Source organism: Acidocella aluminiidurans (assembly GCF_055383125.1).
The window spans coordinates 2,404,051-2,421,984 of sequence record NZ_AP031589.1; the positions used below are offsets into that span (position 1 = coordinate 2,404,051).

Annotated in this window: 16 protein-coding genes; 5 read left to right on the forward strand and 11 right to left on the reverse strand. The window is 65.3% G+C overall.

Features of this window, described 5'->3' with window-relative positions:
* Positions 1-52 precede the first annotated feature (52 nt).
* From ppdK to ACZ46S_RS11995, 3 genes are read right to left on the reverse strand one after another with little or no spacing between them, the layout of a single operon-like run.
* Positions 53-2,725, reverse strand: a complete 2,673-nt coding sequence (gene ppdK, locus ACZ46S_RS11985; protein ID WP_464061904.1) for a pyruvate, phosphate dikinase — start codon at positions 2,723-2,725, stop codon at positions 53-55.
* Positions 2,726-2,738: 13 nt separating this feature from the next.
* A complete protein-coding gene (gene glyS / locus ACZ46S_RS11990; protein WP_464061905.1) occupies positions 2,739-4,781 on the reverse strand; it encodes a glycine--tRNA ligase subunit beta in 2,043 nt (680 codons plus the stop codon).
* Positions 4,774-5,655 (reverse strand): glycine--tRNA ligase subunit alpha, encoded by an 882-nt coding sequence (locus ACZ46S_RS11995; protein ID WP_295743574.1) that lies wholly within the window; start codon positions 5,653-5,655, stop codon positions 4,774-4,776. Before ACZ46S_RS11995 ends, glyS begins: the two co-directional genes overlap by 8 nt.
* Before the next feature lie 75 nt (positions 5,656-5,730).
* Between ACZ46S_RS11995 and ACZ46S_RS12000 the strand changes: the two genes are divergently transcribed.
* Positions 5,731-6,120: a hypothetical protein gene (locus tag ACZ46S_RS12000; protein ID WP_464061906.1), complete on the forward strand. Its 390-nt coding sequence runs from the start codon at positions 5,731-5,733 to the stop codon at positions 6,118-6,120.
* Positions 6,121-6,132: 12 nt separating this feature from the next.
* Here the strand turns inward: ACZ46S_RS12000 and ACZ46S_RS12005 are convergent, their stop codons facing one another.
* Together ACZ46S_RS12005 and mscL are read right to left on the reverse strand one after the other, a co-directional pair.
* Positions 6,133-7,089 carry an acetyl-CoA carboxylase carboxyltransferase subunit alpha gene (locus ACZ46S_RS12005; RefSeq protein ID WP_295743580.1) on the reverse strand — a complete coding sequence of 319 codons (957 nt, stop codon included), beginning with the start codon at positions 7,087-7,089 and terminating at the stop codon, positions 6,133-6,135.
* Between the two features lie 94 nt (positions 7,090-7,183).
* Positions 7,184-7,651, reverse strand: coding sequence for a large conductance mechanosensitive channel protein MscL (gene mscL, locus ACZ46S_RS12010; protein ID WP_295743588.1), 468 nt, complete (start codon positions 7,649-7,651; stop codon positions 7,184-7,186).
* Between the two features lie 237 nt (positions 7,652-7,888).
* Here mscL and ACZ46S_RS12015 point away from each other — a divergent pair, with 237 nt between their 5' ends.
* A complete protein-coding gene (locus ACZ46S_RS12015) occupies positions 7,889-8,137 on the forward strand; it encodes a hypothetical protein (protein WP_295743591.1) in 249 nt (82 codons plus the stop codon).
* Between the two features lie 222 nt (positions 8,138-8,359).
* Here the strand turns inward: ACZ46S_RS12015 and ACZ46S_RS12020 are convergent, their stop codons facing one another.
* From ACZ46S_RS12020 to hemW, 4 genes are read right to left on the reverse strand one after another with little or no spacing between them, the layout of a single operon-like run.
* Positions 8,360-9,664, reverse strand: a complete 1,305-nt coding sequence (locus tag ACZ46S_RS12020) for a TldD/PmbA family protein (RefSeq protein WP_464061907.1) — start codon at positions 9,662-9,664, stop codon at positions 8,360-8,362.
* Positions 9,661-10,926 (reverse strand): M16 family metallopeptidase, encoded by a 1,266-nt coding sequence (locus tag ACZ46S_RS12025; protein WP_295744874.1) that lies wholly within the window; start codon positions 10,924-10,926, stop codon positions 9,661-9,663. The genes ACZ46S_RS12020 and ACZ46S_RS12025 overlap by 4 nt, the downstream gene beginning before the upstream one ends.
* 1 nt (position 10,927) lies before the next feature.
* Positions 10,928-12,322 (reverse strand): threonine synthase, encoded by a 1,395-nt coding sequence (thrC, locus tag ACZ46S_RS12030; protein ID WP_464061908.1) that lies wholly within the window; start codon positions 12,320-12,322, stop codon positions 10,928-10,930.
* A 30-nt stretch (positions 12,323-12,352) separates the two neighbouring features.
* Positions 12,353-13,501 (reverse strand): radical SAM family heme chaperone HemW, encoded by a 1,149-nt coding sequence (hemW, locus tag ACZ46S_RS12035; protein WP_464061909.1) that lies wholly within the window; start codon positions 13,499-13,501, stop codon positions 12,353-12,355.
* A 114-nt stretch (positions 13,502-13,615) separates the two neighbouring features.
* On the opposite strand from hemW, the gene ACZ46S_RS12040 reads away from it, so the two are divergent.
* The 3 genes from ACZ46S_RS12040 to ACZ46S_RS12050 all read left to right on the forward strand — a co-directional run bounded on the left by ACZ46S_RS12040 (position 13,616) and on the right by ACZ46S_RS12050 (position 15,526).
* Entirely contained in the window at positions 13,616-13,966 is a 351-nt protein-coding gene (locus ACZ46S_RS12040; protein ID WP_295744897.1) for a carboxymuconolactone decarboxylase family protein, read from the forward strand.
* Between the two features lie 205 nt (positions 13,967-14,171).
* Positions 14,172-14,864 (forward strand): histidine phosphatase family protein, encoded by a 693-nt coding sequence (locus ACZ46S_RS12045; protein ID WP_464061910.1) that lies wholly within the window; start codon positions 14,172-14,174, stop codon positions 14,862-14,864.
* Positions 14,861-15,526 (forward strand): lipid-binding SYLF domain-containing protein, encoded by a 666-nt coding sequence (locus tag ACZ46S_RS12050; protein ID WP_295744881.1) that lies wholly within the window; start codon positions 14,861-14,863, stop codon positions 15,524-15,526. Before ACZ46S_RS12045 ends, ACZ46S_RS12050 begins: the two co-directional genes overlap by 4 nt.
* A gap of 56 nt (positions 15,527-15,582) precedes the next feature.
* On the opposite strand, the gene ACZ46S_RS12055 is transcribed toward ACZ46S_RS12050, so the two are convergent.
* Positions 15,583-16,884, reverse strand: coding sequence for a Glu/Leu/Phe/Val family dehydrogenase (locus tag ACZ46S_RS12055; protein ID WP_464061911.1), 1,302 nt, complete (start codon positions 16,882-16,884; stop codon positions 15,583-15,585).
* 227 nt (positions 16,885-17,111) lie between these two features.
* Positions 17,112-17,924, reverse strand: coding sequence for a transporter (locus ACZ46S_RS12060; protein WP_464061912.1), 813 nt, complete (start codon positions 17,922-17,924; stop codon positions 17,112-17,114).
* Between the last annotated feature and the right edge of the window lie 10 nt (positions 17,925-17,934).

The window sequence follows — 17,934 nt, forward strand, 5'->3', positions numbered from 1 at the left end:
TAAAAAAGGCCGGGATCGCTCCCGGCCTTTTTCGTTGAAAGAATGTCCGCGCTTACTTGTCGCGGAAATGGGTCTCCTTGGACTCGATCGCCGCCTGGGCGGCGGCCAGGCGCGCCACTGGCACGCGGTAGGGCGAGCAGGAGACATAATCCAGCCCGACGCTTTCGCAGAAGGAGATGGAGGCCGGATCGCCGCCATGCTCGCCGCAAATGCCCAGCTTCAAGCCGGCCTTCTTGCCGCGGCCCTTCTCGGCGGCGATCTTCACCAGCCCGCCCACACCATCGACATCGATGGAGACGAACGGATCCTTCGGCAGAATGCCCTTCTCGACATAGAAGGGCAGGAACTTGCCGGCATCGTCGCGGGAGAGGCCGAACACGGTCTGGGTCAGATCGTTGGTGCCGAAGGAGAAGAAGTCGGCGGCCTCGGCGATCTGGTCGGCGGTCAGCGCCGCGCGCGGCAGCTCGATCATCGTGCCCACCGAATATTCGATGGTCTTGCCGGTTTCCTCGAACACCGCCTTGGCGGTGTTTTCCACCTGGGCGCGGGTGATATCCAGCTCCTTCTTGGTGCCGACCAGCGGGATCATGATCTCCGGCACCGGGGCGTTGGCGGTCTTCGCCACCTCCACCGCCGCCTCGAAAATCGCGCGGGCCTGCATCTCGTAGATTTCCGGATAGGTCACGCCCAGGCGGCAGCCGCGATGGCCGAGCATCGGGTTGGCTTCGGAGAGTTCCTCGCCACGCTCGCGGATCACCGAGATATCGACCCCCAGCGCATCCGCCACCTCCTGCATCTCCGCCTCGCCATGCGGCAGGAATTCATGCAAAGGCGGGTCGAGCAGGCGGATGGTGACCGGCAGCCCTTCCATGATCTTGAACAGCGAGACGAAATCCTCGCGCTGGAAGGGCAGCAGCTTGGCAATCGCGGTGCGACGGCCAGCCTCGTCCTTGGCCAGGATCATCTGGCGCACCGCGCCGATGCGCGCCGGGTCGAAGAACATATGCTCGGTGCGGCACAGCCCGATGCCCTCGGCGCCGAATTTGCGGGCGGTCTCGGCATCCAAAGGGGTTTCCGCGTTGGTGCGCACCTTCAGGCGGCGGGCGCCATCGGCCCACTCCATCAGCGTGCCGAAATCGCCGGAGAGCTGCGGCTCGATCATCTTCATCGCGCCGGCATAAACCTCGCCGGTGGAGCCATCGATGGTGATGATATCGCCCGCGCGCAGCACCACGCCATTGGCGGACAAGGTCTGCGCGCCATAATCGACGGAGATGCCGCCGGCACCGGCCACGCAAGGCCGGCCCATGCCGCGCGCCACCACGGCGGCGTGGCTGGTCATGCCGCCGCGGGTGGTGAGGATGCCCTGGGCGGCGTGCATGCCGTGAATATCTTCCGGGCTGGTCTCGATGCGCACCAGCACCACGGATTCACCCTTCTGCGCGCGCAGCTCGGCTTCGTCGGCCGAGAACACCACCGCGCCCGAAGCCGCGCCCGGGGAGGCCGGCAGGCCCTTGGAGAAAATCGTCTTCTCCGCCTTCGGGTCCAGCGTGGGGTGCAGCAGCTGATCCAGCGCCGAGGGGTTCACGCGCATGATCGCGGTGTTCTTGTCGATCAGCCCTTCATTCGCCATTTCCACGGCGATGCGCAAGCTGGCCGCGGCCGAGCGCTTGCCCGCGCGGGTCTGCAGCATATAGAGCTTGTTCTGCTGCACGGTGAACTCGATATCCTGCATATCCTTGTAGTGTTTCTCAAGGATTTCGCGGACCTTGTGCAGCTCCTTATAGGCTTCGGGAAGCGCCTCCTCCATCGAGATTTCGCCAGGCTTGGCATAGGCGTTGGAGAGCGGGCGCGGGGTGCGGATGCCCGCCACCACGTCCTCGCCCTGCGCATTCACCAGATACTCGCCGTAGAACTCGTTGAGGCCGGTGGAGGGGTCGCGGGTGAAGCAGACGCCGGTGGCGCAATCATTGCCCATATTGCCGAACACCATCGCCTGCACATTCACCGCCGTGCCCCAATCGGCCGGGATGTCATGCAAACGGCGATAGACATTGGCTCGCGGATTCATCCAGCTGCCGAACACAGCGGTGATCGCACCCCAGAGCTGGTCCTGCGGGTCCTGCGGGAAGGGCCGGTCCAGCTCTTCCTGCACCATCTTCTTGTAGCCCTCGACCACTTCCTGCCAATGGGCGGGGGTCAGGGCGGTGTCCTCGGTCACGTCCGCATCCAGCTTCACCTGCTCGATGATTTCCTCGAAGCGGTGATGATCGACGTTCAGCACGACGGAGCCGTACATCTGGATGAAGCGGCGATAGCTGTCCCAGGCGAAACGCTCATCGCCGGAGGCCTTCGCCAGCCCGAGCACGGTGTCGTCATTCAGGCCCAGATTCAGCACGGTATCCATCATGCCCGGCATGGAGACGCGCGCGCCGGAGCGCACGGAGACCAGCAGCGGCTTATCCTTATCGCCGAATTTGCGCTCCACCGCCTGCTCGATGCGGGCGAGAGCGGCATCCACCTGCGCCTTCAAATCGGCCGGGTAGTTGCGGTCATTCTCATAATAGGCGGTGCAGACTTCGGTGGTGATGGTGAAGCCAGGCGGCACCGGCAGGTCGATCGCGGCCATCTCCGCCAGGTTCGCCCCCTTGCCGCCCAGAAGGTTGCGGAGCGAAGCGTTGCCGTCATTCACGCCAGCGCCGAAATTATAAACCCATTTCGTCATTACCTGGTCTCCCTCACCCTTCAATCCGAGAAAAATCAGCCACTTGGTTAACCGCCCCGGTAAAGCGCGCGAGCAATCGCAAACGATTGCGGCGCAAATCAGGCGATTCCGCGTTGACCGTAACGTTTTCGAAAAAAGCGTCGATGGCGGGCCGCAAAGTTGCCAAAGCGCTCATTGCTTCCGTGTATCTTTCCGCTTTTAAAAGCGGTTCCGCATTGTCCTCAATCGGCGCAAATAGCTCCGCCCAGACGGCTCCCAATGCAATCCACAATTCATTTTCGGGGGGCGCGAACAAACTTACCTGCGGCTCGCCCTCATGCGGGCCGTCCTTGGCATTTTCGATGCGCAGAATATTCGCCGCCCGCTTATAAGCAGAGAGCAGATTCTTGCCGTCCTCGCTGTCGAGCATGATGGAGAGCGCCTCAACGCGCTTCATCAGCCGCACCAGATCGTCATCCTCACCGGCCGCCAGCACAGCATCCAGCACATCGAAGCGCTTGCCCTCGCCGCGCAGTTTCACCCGGAGCCGCTCGATGATGAAGCCGAACAGCTCGCCGCGCGCCGTGCCCAGCAGCGGCAGCAGATGCAGGCGCAGCTTATTCTCCAGCACGATGCGGATGACACCCAGCGCCGCCCGGCGCAGCGCGAACGGATCGCCCGAGCCGGTCGGCTTCTCACCGACAGCGAAGAATTCCCGCAGCGTATCCAGCTTATCCGCCAGCGCCACCGCCACCGCGACGATGCCGGTGGGCACCTCGTCGGACGGGCCTTTCGGCTGGTAATGGGTGCGGATGGCCTGGCCGACCATAGCCGCCTGCTGCTGCCCTGGATGCTGACGCGCCGCGTAATAGCCGCCCATGATGCCTTGTAGCTCAGGAAACTCACCCACCATGCCGGTCACAAGATCGGCCTTGCAAAGCAGCCCCGCCAGGCGCGCCTGATTTGCCTCGTCATCGCTGCCAGAAAGCGCAAGGGCGATCTCCCGCGCCAGATCCGCGATCCGGTCGGCGCGCTGGCGCTGTGTGCCGATCTTCGCGTGGAAGGTGATCTTCTCCAGCTTCGGCAGCAGGCTATCCAGCGGCGTCTTCAGATCCAGCGCCCAGAAATGCCGTGCATCGGACAGGCGCGCGCGCAGCACGCGCTCATTGCCCGCGATAATCGCCTTGCCATCATCATCCGCCGCCAGATTTGCCACAAAGGCGAAATACGGGGCCGGGGCGCCGGTTTCATCCCGCAGCGCAAAATACTTCTGGTTAATCTTCATCGAGAGTTCCCGCACTTCCGGCGGCAACTCCATGAATTCCTTGTCGATCTTCCCGATCAGCGGCACCGGCCACTCGGCCAGCCCGGTCACCTCGTCCAGCAGCCCCTCATCCGGGGCAACGCTGAGGCCCAGTTTCGCGGCAACCGCCGCAATCCCCTCCGCCACACGCGCCCGGCGCTCGGCCGGGCTGGCGATGACGTGATGCTCACGCAGTTTTTCCTCCCAGACCGCGGCCGAGGAGACCTCGAACGGGCCGGGTCCATGCACGCGGTGGCCTTCGGTGACGTTCCCCGTCTCCACCGGCCCGAGCTTGAACGGCACCACCGCGCCATCCAGCAGGCAGACGATGCGGCGCAGCGGGCGCACCCAGGTGAACTCCCCGCCCGAGCCCCAGCGCATGGATTTCGGCCAGGGCAGCCTGGCTAGCAGCTCCGGCAGCGTCGCGGCGATGAACGCGCAAGCCGGCTGCGCCGGGCTCTGCTTGTTCAGCACCCAGAACTCGCCCTCCTGGACCAGATCCTCCTTCGCCGCGCCATGCTTGCGCAGGAAGCCGGCCAGGGCCTGTTCCGGCGCGCTGGCGCGCGGCCCGCGCTCGGAAACCGAACTGGCCGCAACCTCGGTGGCCATCTCGGCGGCAAGCGCGATGCGGCGCGGCCCATAATAAGTCCGGCGCACCGTAATCGAGAGCGGCTTGAGGGCCTGGGCGCAGATCGCCTCCAGCGCCTCGCTCGCCGCCTTCTGCATGCGCGCGGGGATTTCCTCGGAGAAGAGTTCCAGAAAAAATTCAGCCATTGGACTCACCGGAAAGCCAGATTTCGGCGCAGGCCTTCGCCAGATTGCGCACCCGCGCGATATAGGCGGCGCGCTCGGCCACCGAGATCACGCCCCTTGCATCCAGCAGATTGAACAGATGGCTGGCCTTGATGCATTGGTCATAGGCCGGCTGCGCGACCAAGCCCCCGATCAGCGCCATGCATTCGCGCTCGGCATCCTCGAAATGCCGGGCCAGCATCTGCGTGTTCGCCAGCTCGAAATTATGCTTCGAATAATCCCGCTCGGCGCGCAGGAACACATCGCCATAGGTCACGCCCTGGCCGTTGAAATCCAGGTCGTAGACATTCTCCACGCCCTGCACATACATCGCCAGCCGCTCCAGCCCGTAGGTGATCTCCGAGGAGGGCGAGACGCAGGCAATGCCGCCGACCTGCTGGAAATAGGTGAACTGCGTCACCTCCATGCCGTCGCACCAGACCTCCCAGCCCAGGCCCCAGGCACCCAGGGTCGGGCTTTCCCAGTCATCCTCGACGAAGCGTATGTCATGCTTGCGCCGGTCGATGCCGATCGCGTCATAGCTCTCCAGCAGCAGCTGCTGGATATTGTCCGGGCTCGGCTTCAGCAGCGCCTGATACTGATAATAATGCTGCAGCCGGTTCGGATTCTCGCCATAGCGCCCGTCCGAGGGGCGGCGCGAGGGCTGCACATAGGCCGCCTTCCAGGGCTTCGGGCCCAGGGCGCGCAGCGTGGTGGCGGGATGGAACGTGCCCGCCCCCATCTCAACATCGTAAGGCTGCAAAATCACGCATCCCTGCTTCGCCCAGAAGGCGTGCAAGGTCAGGATGATGTCCTGGAAGCTCTTGGGCTTCCCATTCGGGCTATGGACTGTCATGGGCCTTTGGTTAAACTGACGCGCCGCAGCAATAGGGCGCCGGGGCGGTTAGAGCAACCGGCAAGGAGGGGGTTTATGCGCAAGATAATGCAGTGGGGCGTCAAGGATGCCGCAGGTCTGGCGCTGGCCGTGATTGTCGGCGGCGGCGCTTTCGCCTTCCGCGAATGGGCGATTGTTCCACGTGCAACCGTCGGCCTCTGCGCGGCCGGCAATGCGCCGGGCTGGTGCGTGCCGCGCGGCTGGGTGCTCAGCGGGCAATATTACGGCGCTTTCGGCTGGGCGGCGCTGCTCATCGGTCTGGCGGCGTTCTTCGCCGGCAAGCGCGTGCTGGCCGGGCTGGCGATCGGCCTCGGCATCGCCGCGGTGGTGAATTACAACGGCACCCAGGGCATCATCGGCGCGGCACTGGGGCTGGCAGCATGGCTCAGCCTGCTGAGTGGGCGAGTGGGCTGGCGCCGGGCGTAACCGACAGGGGCGTTACAGCCCCTGCTTGCCCATCGCCAGAAACTTCTCCCGGCGCTTGGCCTTCAACGCCTCCGGTGTCTGGCCCAGCAGCGCCAGCAGGGATTTCTCCACCGCATCGCCCAGCGTCGCCAGAGCCGCCGCGGGGTCGCGATGCGCGCCGCCCAGCGGCTCCGGCACGATCTCGTCGATCAGCCCCAGCTTCTTCAAATCCTGCGCGGTGATGCGCATCGCCTCGGCGGCGGTGGCGGCCTGGGCGGAATCACGCCAAAGGATCGAGGCGCAGCCCTCCGGCGAGATCACCGAATAGATCGCGTGCTCATACATCAGAACCGTGTTGCCCGCCGCCAGCGCGATGGCGCCGCCGGAGCCGCCCTCGCCGATGATGGTGGCCACCAGCGGCACCGGCGCATCCAGGCAGGCCTCAATCGAGCGGGCGATGGCTTCCGCCTGGCCGCGCGCCTCGGCCTCGATGCCGGGAAAGGCACCGGAGGTGTCGACGAAGCTCAGGATCGGCAAATTGAACTTGCCGGCCAGCTCGATCAGGCGCTTCGCCTTGCGATAGCCCTCGGGCTTGGCCATGCCGAAATTATGTTTCAGCCGGCTTTCAGTGTCGGTCCCCTTCTCGGTGCCGATCACCATCACCGCCTGGCCCCGGAAGCGGCCCATGCCGCCGACGATGGCGGCGTCATCCGCAAAGGCGCGGTCGCCGGCCAGCGGGGTGAAGTCTTCGATCAGCGCGGAAATCACCGCCAGCGCCTTCGGGCGCTCGGCATGGCGCGCCACTTGCGCCTTCTGCCAGGGGGTCAGCTTGGCGTAGGTGGCCTTGAGCTGCGCATCCGCCTTGGCGGAGAGCTTGGCGACCTCTTCGGCGATGTTGATCTCGCCGGGGGCCGCACTCATCCGCCGCAGCTCCTCGATCTTGCTCTCGAGCTCCGCGACCGGCTTTTCGAATTCCAGATACTGACGCATGGCCGTGGGGCTTAGCACATCTTCCGCGTAAAAAAAGCCTTAAGCGCGCGCGGGCAGGCCCGCCGCCGCATCGGCACGGCGCGCAGGCGGTGCGTCAGACCGTGCCCTTATCCTTCAGCAGGTCGCGGATTTCGGTCAGCAGGGTCTCGGTCGGGGTCGGCGCCGGGGCGGCGGCCGGCGGTGTCGGCTTCTTGTAAATCTTCTGCACCACCCGGACCATCCAGAAGATCGCCGCGGCGACGATCACGAAATTGATCACCGCATTGATGAACACGCCATAATTCAGCGTGACATCGCCGGCCTTCTGGGCGTCCGCCAGCGTGAGCGCCGGGGTGCCCTTGAGGATGATGAAATGGTTGGAGAAATCCACCCCGCCCGTGATCAGCCCGATGATCGGGTTGATCACATCCTTGACCAGCGAGCTGACAATGCCGGTGAAGGCGGCGCCGATGACGACACCAACCGCCAGATCGACGACATTGCCGCGCATGATGAAGGCCTTGAAGTCATCCACCCAGCTGGGGGCCTTCAGCTGCACCGGGAATTTGGACGTGTCGGACATCGGGCTCTCCGCGTTGGTTGCGCTTCACCATGTACGCGCCGGATCGTGCTTCGCAACCCTTTTTAAACCAATCCGTTCTCCACCAAGCCCCCGCACATTGCCGGAAATTTAGCGTAAGTCATTGAAAAGAAAACAGCCTGTCGGCGCATCCCGTCGCGCTGGCGGATCGATCGGCGGTTTGGCTTGCGCAACGCGGCGCGCCTTTGAGACAAGGGCAAGACGAAACAGGAGAGATGGATGCTCAAGAAATCCCTGATGCTGGCGATGGCGCTGGCACTCGCCGGCTGCGGCCATGGCACCGGGCGCACCACCGGGACGGCCGCGGGCGGTGCCGCCACGGGGGCGTTGATCGGCATTGTCGGCGGGCCGATCGGCGTGGTCGTCGGGGCGGGCATCGGCGCGGGCGCGGGGGCGCTGGCCGGGTCCAACACCACACCCAAGCAGGTCAATCTCGGCCAGGCGCCGTGGGATAAGAAGGGCAATTAACCCCGTCTTGCCGGGCGTCTGCTTTAAAATCCGAAACGAAATCAACGCGCCAGCTGCAACGACTGACAAAAAAATCAGGCTTTTTTAAGTCCCCATTCATCGCCGGCGGCTTAGCTATTCCGCGCAGTCTGCCCATGGCCCACCACCTCCATGTCCCAGCTGCCAGGTGATGGGCCGTGGTGGCCCATCACCTGCGTGCCGCGCGGGCGCGTAAAGCCGGGGTCAGGCGCCGGCCAGGGTCATGCCGTCCAGCCGCAGGGTCGGCGCATCGGTGCCGCGCTTGAATTCCAGATCGCTGGCGGGCGTCAGGTTCAGGAACATCTCCTTGAGATTGCCGGCGATGGTGATTTCCGCCACCGGCTCGGCGATCTGCCCGCCCCGGATCATGAACCCCGCCGCCCCGCGCGAATAATCGCCGGTCAGGCCGTTGATGCTGGAGCCCATCATCTCGGTCACGTACAGCCCTTCGGCGATGTCGGCCATCAGCTGCTCCGGGCTCAGCCGCCCCGGCGCCATGTAGAAATTGGAGAGCCCGCCGGCATGGGCGTTGGTCTTCAGCCCCAGCTGGTTGGCCGAGCGCGTATCCAGGATCCAGTCCGTCAGCACCCCATCCTCGATGAAGCTCATCTGCGCCACGCGCTGGCCCTCCCGGTCGAACGGGCGGGAGCGGCGGCCGCGCACTTTCAGCGGGTTGTCGATGATCTCCAGCCCGGCGGGGAAAATCCGCTGACCCAGCGCATCCTTCAGGAAGGAGGTGCCGCGCGCGATCGCGGCGCCGGAAATCGCCCCGGCGAGATGGCCGAGGATGGAGCCGGAAACCCGCGGATCGAACAGCACCGGCAGCCTGGCGGTGGCCGGGCGCTTCGGGTTCAGCCGGGCCAGAGCCCGGGCGGCGGCATTGCGGCCCAGCTGCGCCGGGTCGGCCAGATCCGCGCCATGGATCACGCTGTCATAATCATAATCGCGCTGCATCGCGGTGCCGGTGCCGGCAATGGCGGTGACGGAGACGCTGTGCGAGGTGCGGGCATATTCGCCCAGAAACCCATGGCTGGTGGCCAGCACCGAGACGGCGCGCGACCAGCTGGCGGAGCCGCCCTCGGAATTGGTGATGCCGGGCACGCCCATGGCGGCGTCCTCGGCCTGGGCCGCGCGCGCGATCAGCAGATCAGCGCTCGGCTCAACCGGGTCTTCCAGCTCCAAAAACCCGGCATCCAGAGCCGGCGGCGCCTCGGGGATTTCCGCATACGGGTCTTCCGGCACCACTTTCGCCATCGCCACCGCCTGCGCGGCCAGGCGGGTAAAGGCGCTGCGGTCGATGGAGCTGGCGGAGACGGAGGCCGAGCAGCGGCCCAGGAACACCCGCAGGCTCAGCTCGGTGGTCTCGGCGCGCTCGGTCTCCTCGGTCTTGCCCAGCCGGCGCTGCACACCGACGGAGGTGCCCTCATACAGCCCGACCTCGGCGACATCCGCCCCGGCCCGCTTGGCCGCCTCCAGCAGCGCAGCGGCGGCGTCCGAGAGCGCGCTCATGCCGCCAGCCGGTCGATGATGGCGGAGAATTTCGGCACCTGCGCCACCGGGCCGATGGTGGCCAGAGTGGGCTTCTGCCGGAAAATCTTGGCCGCCGAGGCGCGGATATCCTCCACGGTGACGGCGTTGATCTTGCCCACGGTCTCCTCAACCGGGATGATCCGCCCGAACACCTGCCATTGCCGGGCCAGCTGCTCGCAGCGGCTGCCGGTGGATTCCAGGCTCATCAGCAGCCCGGCCTTGAGCTGGGCGCGCGCCCGGTTCAGCTCCGCCTCGCTGACGGAACGCTGCACCTTCTCCAGCTCCTCCAGCGTCACCGGGATCAACTCCGCCGCCTCGGATTCGCCGGTGCCGGCATAGATGCCGAACAGCCCGCCATCCTGCGCCGGGGCGGTGAAGCTGTAGATGGAATAGACCAGCCCGCGCTTCTCGCGGATTTCCTGGAACAGGCGCGAGGACATGCCGCCGCCCAGCAGGGTGGAGAGCAGCATGGACGGGTAATAATCCGGCTGGCCGTAGCCCGGCGCATCGAAGCCCAGCACGATATGCGCCTGGTCGAGATCGCGCAGCTCGCGATACTCGCCGCCCATATAATCGGCTTCCATCGGCGCGGCGCGCTCGGCGCGCGGCAGATCGGCGAAATGGCGCTGTGCGAGCTCCACCACCTGCTCGTGATAGAGATTGCCGGAGGCGGCGATGACCATGTTCTCCGGCGTATAATGCTGGCGCATGAAGCCGGGCAGCGCCTCGCGCTTCATGCCGCGGATGATCTGCTCGGTGCCCAGCACCGGCCGTCCCATCGGCTGCGCCGGATAGGCGGCGGACTGGAAATGGTCGAAGATGATATCGTCCGGCGTGTCATTCGCCTGGCCGATCTCCTGCAGGATCACCCCGCGCTCGCGCTCCAGCTCCTCCGGCTCGAAGCTGGAATGGCAGAGAATATCGCCGATAATATCCGCCCCCAGCGCCAGATCCTCCTTCAGCAGCTTGACGTAATAGGCCGTCTGCTCGCGGGAGGTATAGGCGTTGATATGGCCGCCGACATTCTCGATCGCCTCGGCGATATCCGCCGCCGAACGCCGCTCGGTGCCCTTGAAGGCCATATGTTCGAGGAAATGCGCCACGCCGTTTTCAGCGGCGGTCTCGTGCCTTGTGCCGGCGCCGACATAGGCGCCGAAGGACACGGTCTCCACCCGCTCCATGCGCTCAGTGAGCACGGTGAGGCCGGAGGGCAGCGTGGTGATGGAAACCTGTTCAGGCATTTCAGTTCCTGTTCGCAAAATTCCGCACCAAGGTTTCGATCTGGTTGAGATCGGCGCCGGCGCGGGTGAATGTCTCTTTCCTGTCATATAGGTCGGAAAGATGGTTTGGGAGGGGCGGGCGGATGCCGACCGCCTTTTCGATGGCATCCGGGAACTTCGCCGGATGCGCGGTGGCGGCGCAGATCACCGGCAGACGCCCCGTGTCACAATCGCGCCCGGCGGCCAGGCCGATGACGCTATGCGGGTCCGCCAGATAGGTGCTCTCTTCGTAAAACCGGCGGATTTCCGCCAAAGTCGCCTCGTCCGAGAGCCGGTAGCCCTGGAATTCGTGAGAGATGGCACGCCAGACCGGCGCATCCACGGCCATTTTCCCGGAGCTGCGGAAATCCGCCATGGTCTTCGCCGTCAGCAGCGCATCCCGGCCCAGGAATTCGAATAGCAAACGTTCAAAATTTGAGCTGACACCGATATCCATGGAAGGCGACAGGCTGGGCTCGACCTGTTTCACGGACATGTCGTTCTCGGCCAGAAAGCGCGACAAAATATCGTTGCGGTTGGAGGCGACGATGAATTTGACGATCGGCAGGCCCATCTGCTTGGCCGCCCAGGCCGCTAGGATATTGCCGAAATTCCCGGTCGGCACGGACACCGCCACCTCACGCTCCGGCGCGCCGAGATTGAGCGCGGCATAGACGTAATAGGGGATCTGCGCGGCGATGCGCGCGAAATTGATCGAGTTCACGGCGGAGAGATTCATCTCGGCCCGGAAAGGCGCATCCGCGAACATCGCCTTCACCAGATCCTGGCAATCGTCGAAATTCCCATCGACGGCGATGTTGAGCACGTTATCGGCCTTCACCGTGGTCATCTGCCGGCGCTGCACCTCGGAGGTTTTGCCGTACGGGTGCAGGATGGTGATGTCGATATTCTTGCGGTTCGCGACAGCCTCGATGGCGGCTGAGCCGGTATCGCCGGAGGTGGCGCCGACGATACGCACCGTCTCGCCGCGCTTGGCCAGCACATGCTCGAACAGATGGCCGACCAGCTGCAGCGCCATGTCCTTGAAAGCCAGAGTGGGGCCGTGGAACAGCTCCAGCGCGTAGAGATTGGTGTCCAGCTGCACCAGCGGCACGATCGCCTTGCTGGCGAAATCCGCATAGGCGAGGCGGCACATGGAGAGCAGCTCCGCCTCGGAGACGCTGCCCGCCGCGAACGGGGCGATCACCTTGGCGGCGAGTTCGGGATAAGGCAGGCCACGCAGGGATTTCAGCTCATCGGCGGAGAAGCGCGGCCAGCTGGAGGGCATATAAAGCCCGCCATCGCTGGCGAGGCCGGCCAGCAGCACGCCGGCGAAATCCATCTCCGGGGCCTGACCCCGCGTCGAAACATAGCGCATCGAAAATCCCTTTATCCGCGCCTGCCTATACTATCGGCACAGAGCCGGCAGCAATGCGTCCAGCCGTTTGATGCCTTGCGCGGTGGCGGCGAGGCGGTCATCGGCGAAAGTCAGATACCCCTCGGCCAGGCATTCATCGAGGATCTCCGGCTCGATCGCATCCAGCAGGGCGATGCCGGTGCGGGCCTGGAAATGCGGCGCATCAATGCCTTCGCGCAGCCGCAGCCCCATGATCAGCGCCTCGCGGGCGCGGTCCTGGGCCGGGATTTCCTCCTCCAGCGTGGTGCCGTGGCCATGCGCGGCGACGCGCTCCATCCAAGGCTCCGGGGCGCGGTGGCGGGTGGTGGCCAGCAAGCGGCCCCCCAGAGAGAGCCGCCCATGCGCGCCGGGGCCGATGCCGGCATAATCGCCATAGCGCCAATAGGTGAGGTTATGCCGGCTCTCACCGCCGGGCTTGGCGTAGTTGGACACTTCGTAGCGCTGCAATCCGTAGCGCGCCGCCTCTTCGGCGGTGATGTCGTACAGCGCCTCCGCCTCTTCCTCATCCGGCAGGGTGAACTCACCTCGGGCGTGCAAAGTGGCGAATTTGGTGCCGTCCTCGATGGTGAGCTGGTAGAGGGAGAGATGATCCGCCGCCAGATCCAGCGCCTGGCGCAACTCCGCCCGCCAGGACGCCTGGCTCTGGCGGGGGCGGGCATAGATCAGGTCGAAGGAGATGCGGGGAAAGATTTTCGCGCCCAGCTCGATCGCGGCGATGGCCTGCTGGGCGCTATGCTGGCGGCCGAGAAATCGTAGCGCTTCGATGTCGAAACTCTGCACGCCGATGGAGACCCGGTTCACCCCGGCCTGGCGATAGGCCTGGAATTTCGCCGACTCAACACTGGTCGGGTTGGCTTCCAGCGTGATCTCGGCCTCCGGCGCCAGGCTGAACACCCGCCCGGCCTCCTCGATCAACGCCGCCACGCTCTCCGGGTCCATCAGGCTGGGCGTGCCGCCGCCAAAGAAGATCGAGCCAACCTCGCGCCGCCCCAGCCGCGCCGCCTCATAGCCCAGCTCCGCCTGCAGCGCCGCCAGCATCTCCGCCTGCGGCAGGCTCTCGCGCACATGGGAGTTGAAGTCGCAATAGGGGCATTTGGCCAGGCAGAAGGGCCAATGGAAATACAAAGCCAGCTGATCCATGGCGCCCGGCATAGACCGATGCGCCGCGCGGTGCGAGTCCGCGCCCGGTTTGCGCAAGGTCAAGGCCAGACGGCACAGGGCGATTATGCTGGCGGCATTTTCAGGAGACGGGACATGATCCAGGACTGGACGAAGCTGATCGAGGCCATGAATGGCGGGGTGAAGACGCTGCGCCAGGGCGCGCCGGAGGTGATGAAGGGCTTTGCCGCCCTGGCCCAGGGCGCCCATGCCGGCACCGCGCTGGACCAGAAAACCAAGGAGCTGATCGCGCTCGCCATCGGCGTGGCGACACGCTGCCAGCCTTGCATCGCCTATCACGCCCAGGCGGCCGGCACGCACGGGGCCAGCCGGGCGGAGCTGCTGGAGACGATGGGCATGGCCATCTATATGGGCGCTGGCCCCTCCGCGATGTACGCCGCCCAGGCGCTGGAAGCCTTCGACCAGCTCACCCCGCCCGCCGCATAGGCGCCCTTCGCCGGGGATGGTTGGCAAGACCGCGTCGCGCGCTTATCCCGAAGAGCATGGAGACGCGGTTTTTAGAAGTGCCGGCTGGCCCGGCCCCGATGCGGCCACGCATAAGCCGGTTTTGCGCCATAATCTTCGTCTTCATGGCTGACGCAGACGCAATCAGGCGCGGCGCGGCGGCGGCGCGCCCAACCGGAGACTGAGCATGCACCGCTTCTGGCTCATCCGCCACGCTTTGGTCCACCGGGACAATCTGGCCTTCCTCTACGGCACCGACGACGTGCCGGTATGCACCGACACGATGGCGGCGCAGGCGGCGGAGTATGCCGCCCTGGCCGCCCGGCTGCCGCGCCCGGCCAGGCTGGTCTGCACCCCCCTCACCCGCACCCAGCTCACCGCCGATGCGCTGCAGCGCGCCGGCTATCCGCAGGTGCCGCGGCTGATCGAGCCCGCCTTCATCGAACAGGATTTCGGCGATTGGCAGGGCGTGCCGATCTCCACCTTCGACGCCCGCGGCCATGATGAGCGGCATCCGTTCTGGCCGATCCATGCCGCCGAGACGCCACCGGGCGGCGAGAGCTTCGCGCATCTGATCGAGCGCGTCGGCGCCGGGCTGGAGGCGCTGCGGGAGAGTGCCGAGGGCACGGATACCATCATCGTCAGCCATGGCGGGGCCATCCGCGCCGCCTGCGCCTATGCGCTGGGGCTGACCCCGCACCAGGCGCTGTGCCTGCAGATCGACAATATCTCCCTCACCCGGCTTTCCCACGGCCCGCGCGGCTGGCGGGTTTTGTCGGTTAATGAACATTCATCCACCCAAGCTTGCCGCTTTGAGGCCGCCACCCCACCTGCTGCAACACGGCAAGACGCGCCCAAACCCGAAGGAGTTCTCTCATGAAGCGCCTGCTTCTCGCCGCGGCCCTCGCGGCCGGCACCGCCGCCCCGGCCCTGGCCGCCAATCCGCAGCATCTGGTCGATAGTTCCACCTTGGCGCTGGAAGATATGATGGGCGGCGCCCAGGGCTCCCAGGCGCAGGACTTCCTGCGCAAGGCCAAAGCCGTCGTGGTCTGCCCGAACGTGTTCAAGGCCGGCTTCTTCTTCGGCGGCGAAGGCGGCGGCTGCGTGATGAGTGCCCGCACCGCCGATGGCGGCTGGTCCAACCCGGCCATCTATTCCATGGGCGCGGGCAGTTTCGGCCTGCAGATCGGCGTGCAGAACGCCGAGGTGATGATGATCATCATGACCAATGGCGGGCTGAACGCGCTGCTGAACTCGCAGTTCAAGATCGGCGCGGATGCCGGGCTTTCGGTGGCGACATTGGGGGCCGGCGTGAACGGCGCCATGTCCACCGCCGCCAATGCCGATATCATCAGCTTCTCCAAGAGCCAGGGGCTCTATGGCGGCGTCTCGCTCTCCGGCACCGTGCTCTCCAACAATGCCGGCGCCGAGCAGCAATATTACGGACAGCAGCTGGATGCCCGGCAGATCGTCATCGATGGCCAGGGCAACAATCCCGGCGCCAACCCGCTGCGCCAGACCCTGCAGCGCTACGGCGGGTAAGCCCTGCCCCTCGCGTGAAACAGGCCTCCCTCCTGCCGGAGGGAGGCTTTTTCATCTCAGGGATACAGCCCGCGCTCGTTGCGCGCCTGCAGGATGCGCTCGCACGCCACCACGAAGGCGCCGGTGCGCAGGCTGAATTTATGCCGCTCGCAGGTGGCCCAGATATGCGCCAGCGCCCCGGTGATGATCTTGTCCAGCCGCATATTGATCTCCTCCTCGCTCCAGAAGAACGATGAGAAATCCTGCACCCACTCGAAATAGGAGACGATGACGCCACCGGCGTTGCAGATCACGTCCGGCAGCACCGTGACACCGCGCGCGGCGAGAATATCATCCGCCCCCGGCACTGTCGGCCCGTTGGCGGCTTCCAGCACCAGGCGGGCGCGCAGCCGCTCGGCGCGGGCCTCGGTGATCTGGCCTTCCAACGCGGCGGGGATGATCACATCCACCTTCGCGTCCCAGAATTCCTCCAGCCCCAGCACCTCGCCGCCGCGAAACCCGGCGACGCTGCCATTGGCCAGCACATGCGCGGTCAGCGCCGGCACATCCAAACCGTTATCATTATAGATGCCGCCGCCATGGTCCTGCACCGCCACCACCTTGGCGCCGGACTGCGCGAACAGCTCCGCCGCATTGGCGCCGACATTGCCGAAGCCTTGAATGGCGATGCGCGCGCCTTCCATCGGCAGCTTCAACCGGCGCATCGCCTCGCGCCCGGTGACGAAGACGCCGCGCCCGGTGGCCTTGATGCGCCCGAGCGAGCCGCCCAGGCTGATCGGCTTGCCGGTGACGACGCCAGTGGCCGTGGCGCCGACATTGGCGGAGTAGGTGTCCATCATCCAGGCCATGATCTGGCCGTTGGTATTCACATCAGGTGCGGGAATATCGCGCTGCGGCCCGATGATGATGCCGATTTCGCTGGTATAGCGGCGGGTGACCTTTTCCAGCTCCTTCTGCGAAAGCTGCTTCGGGTCCAGCCTGATGCCGCCCTTGGCGCCGCCAAAAGGCAGATTCACCGCGGCATTCTTGATCGTCATCCAGGCCGCCAGCGCCATCACCTCTTCCAGCGTCACGTCCGGATGGTAGCGCACGCCGCCCTTGCCGGGCCCGCGCGAGAGGCTGTGCTGCACCCGGTAGCCTTCGAAATGCGCGATGCTGCCGTCATCCATCTCGATCGGCACATCGACGATCAGCACCCGCTTCGGGCGCTGCAGCGTGCCGGACCAGCGGGCGAGATCGCCCATATAAGGCAGCACGCGGTCCACCTGCGCCAGATAGGTGCCCCAGGCGCTCTGGCGCGTCGGCGATACGTAAGACAGGCTGGCGCCCGGCAAGAAACTCTGCGGATGATCGGCCATTCCATACTCCTCTGCTGACGATTGCTTCGTCTTGCGCCCCCACGCGGCGAGGCATCTTGGCGGCGTATCCGCGCGCCACGATGGAATTGCTACACCCGAATGCAAGCTTCGTCAGGGGCTTGGCCGCGCCTTTCAAAGCAGCCTTGCCCTGGCCGGGACACTGAAGACGCGGAAACGGGCATGACGGAGCGCCTCCATCATGCCCTCTGACACAGAGTTAAGGCAGCTTAGCTGACGGGAATAATGAAGCGGAACCAGAAGCGCGTGTCGTTGCCGAGATAGCCGGTCTGGCTCAGGTCATGGGTAAGGTAGGATTGCAGGACCACCTTGCCGAAATTATAGCCGACCAAACCGCCCATCGCGAATTGATGCTGCTTCTGGTAGCCGGAATAGGGTGAGCTTGTGTCCGTTGAATAATAAGCGACAGGGCCGAAGCTCCAATTGCCGAAACTCTTGGTCGCGGTCAGGTCGAGGTTGAGATAATTCGGCACCTTGGACGCGTTGACCGAGGAATTATTCACCTCATTGCCGATGATCAAATTGGCGGAGAGGTTGAGGCCGTTGCCGGTATAGGACGCCGCGAAGCGCTGATTGATGGTGGTGGCGTCATTCGCGACCGGGCTGGAGAGCTTCGGGTAGGTGCCGAGCAGATAGGACACGCCGATATTGTTGCCGAGATCCCAGGCCAGCTGGCCGGCGAACCAGGGATTGTACCAGCCCTGCACATGCGCGCCGGGCACACTCGCCTCAGCCAGCGGGAGGGCGGCGTAAAGCTGCACGCGCGCCCCCAGCAGATGCACCGGGGTAGACCAGGCGACGACCGGAATGGTCACCCCCAACGCTTCCTTGCCGAGATTGCCGTAATCGGTGGTGTCCACCAGATACACGCCCTGCGGCAGCGGCGCGCCGGGCGCGAGGCCGATCGTCTCGCCAGGCTGGGTGACGGAGCCGGCGAGGGCCGGCATGGCAAAGCCGGCGAGAGCGGTCCCGGCGAGCAAGGCCAGCGCCCGGGCGGTATGGGTACGAGATTGGATCTTCATGAATCCCCCT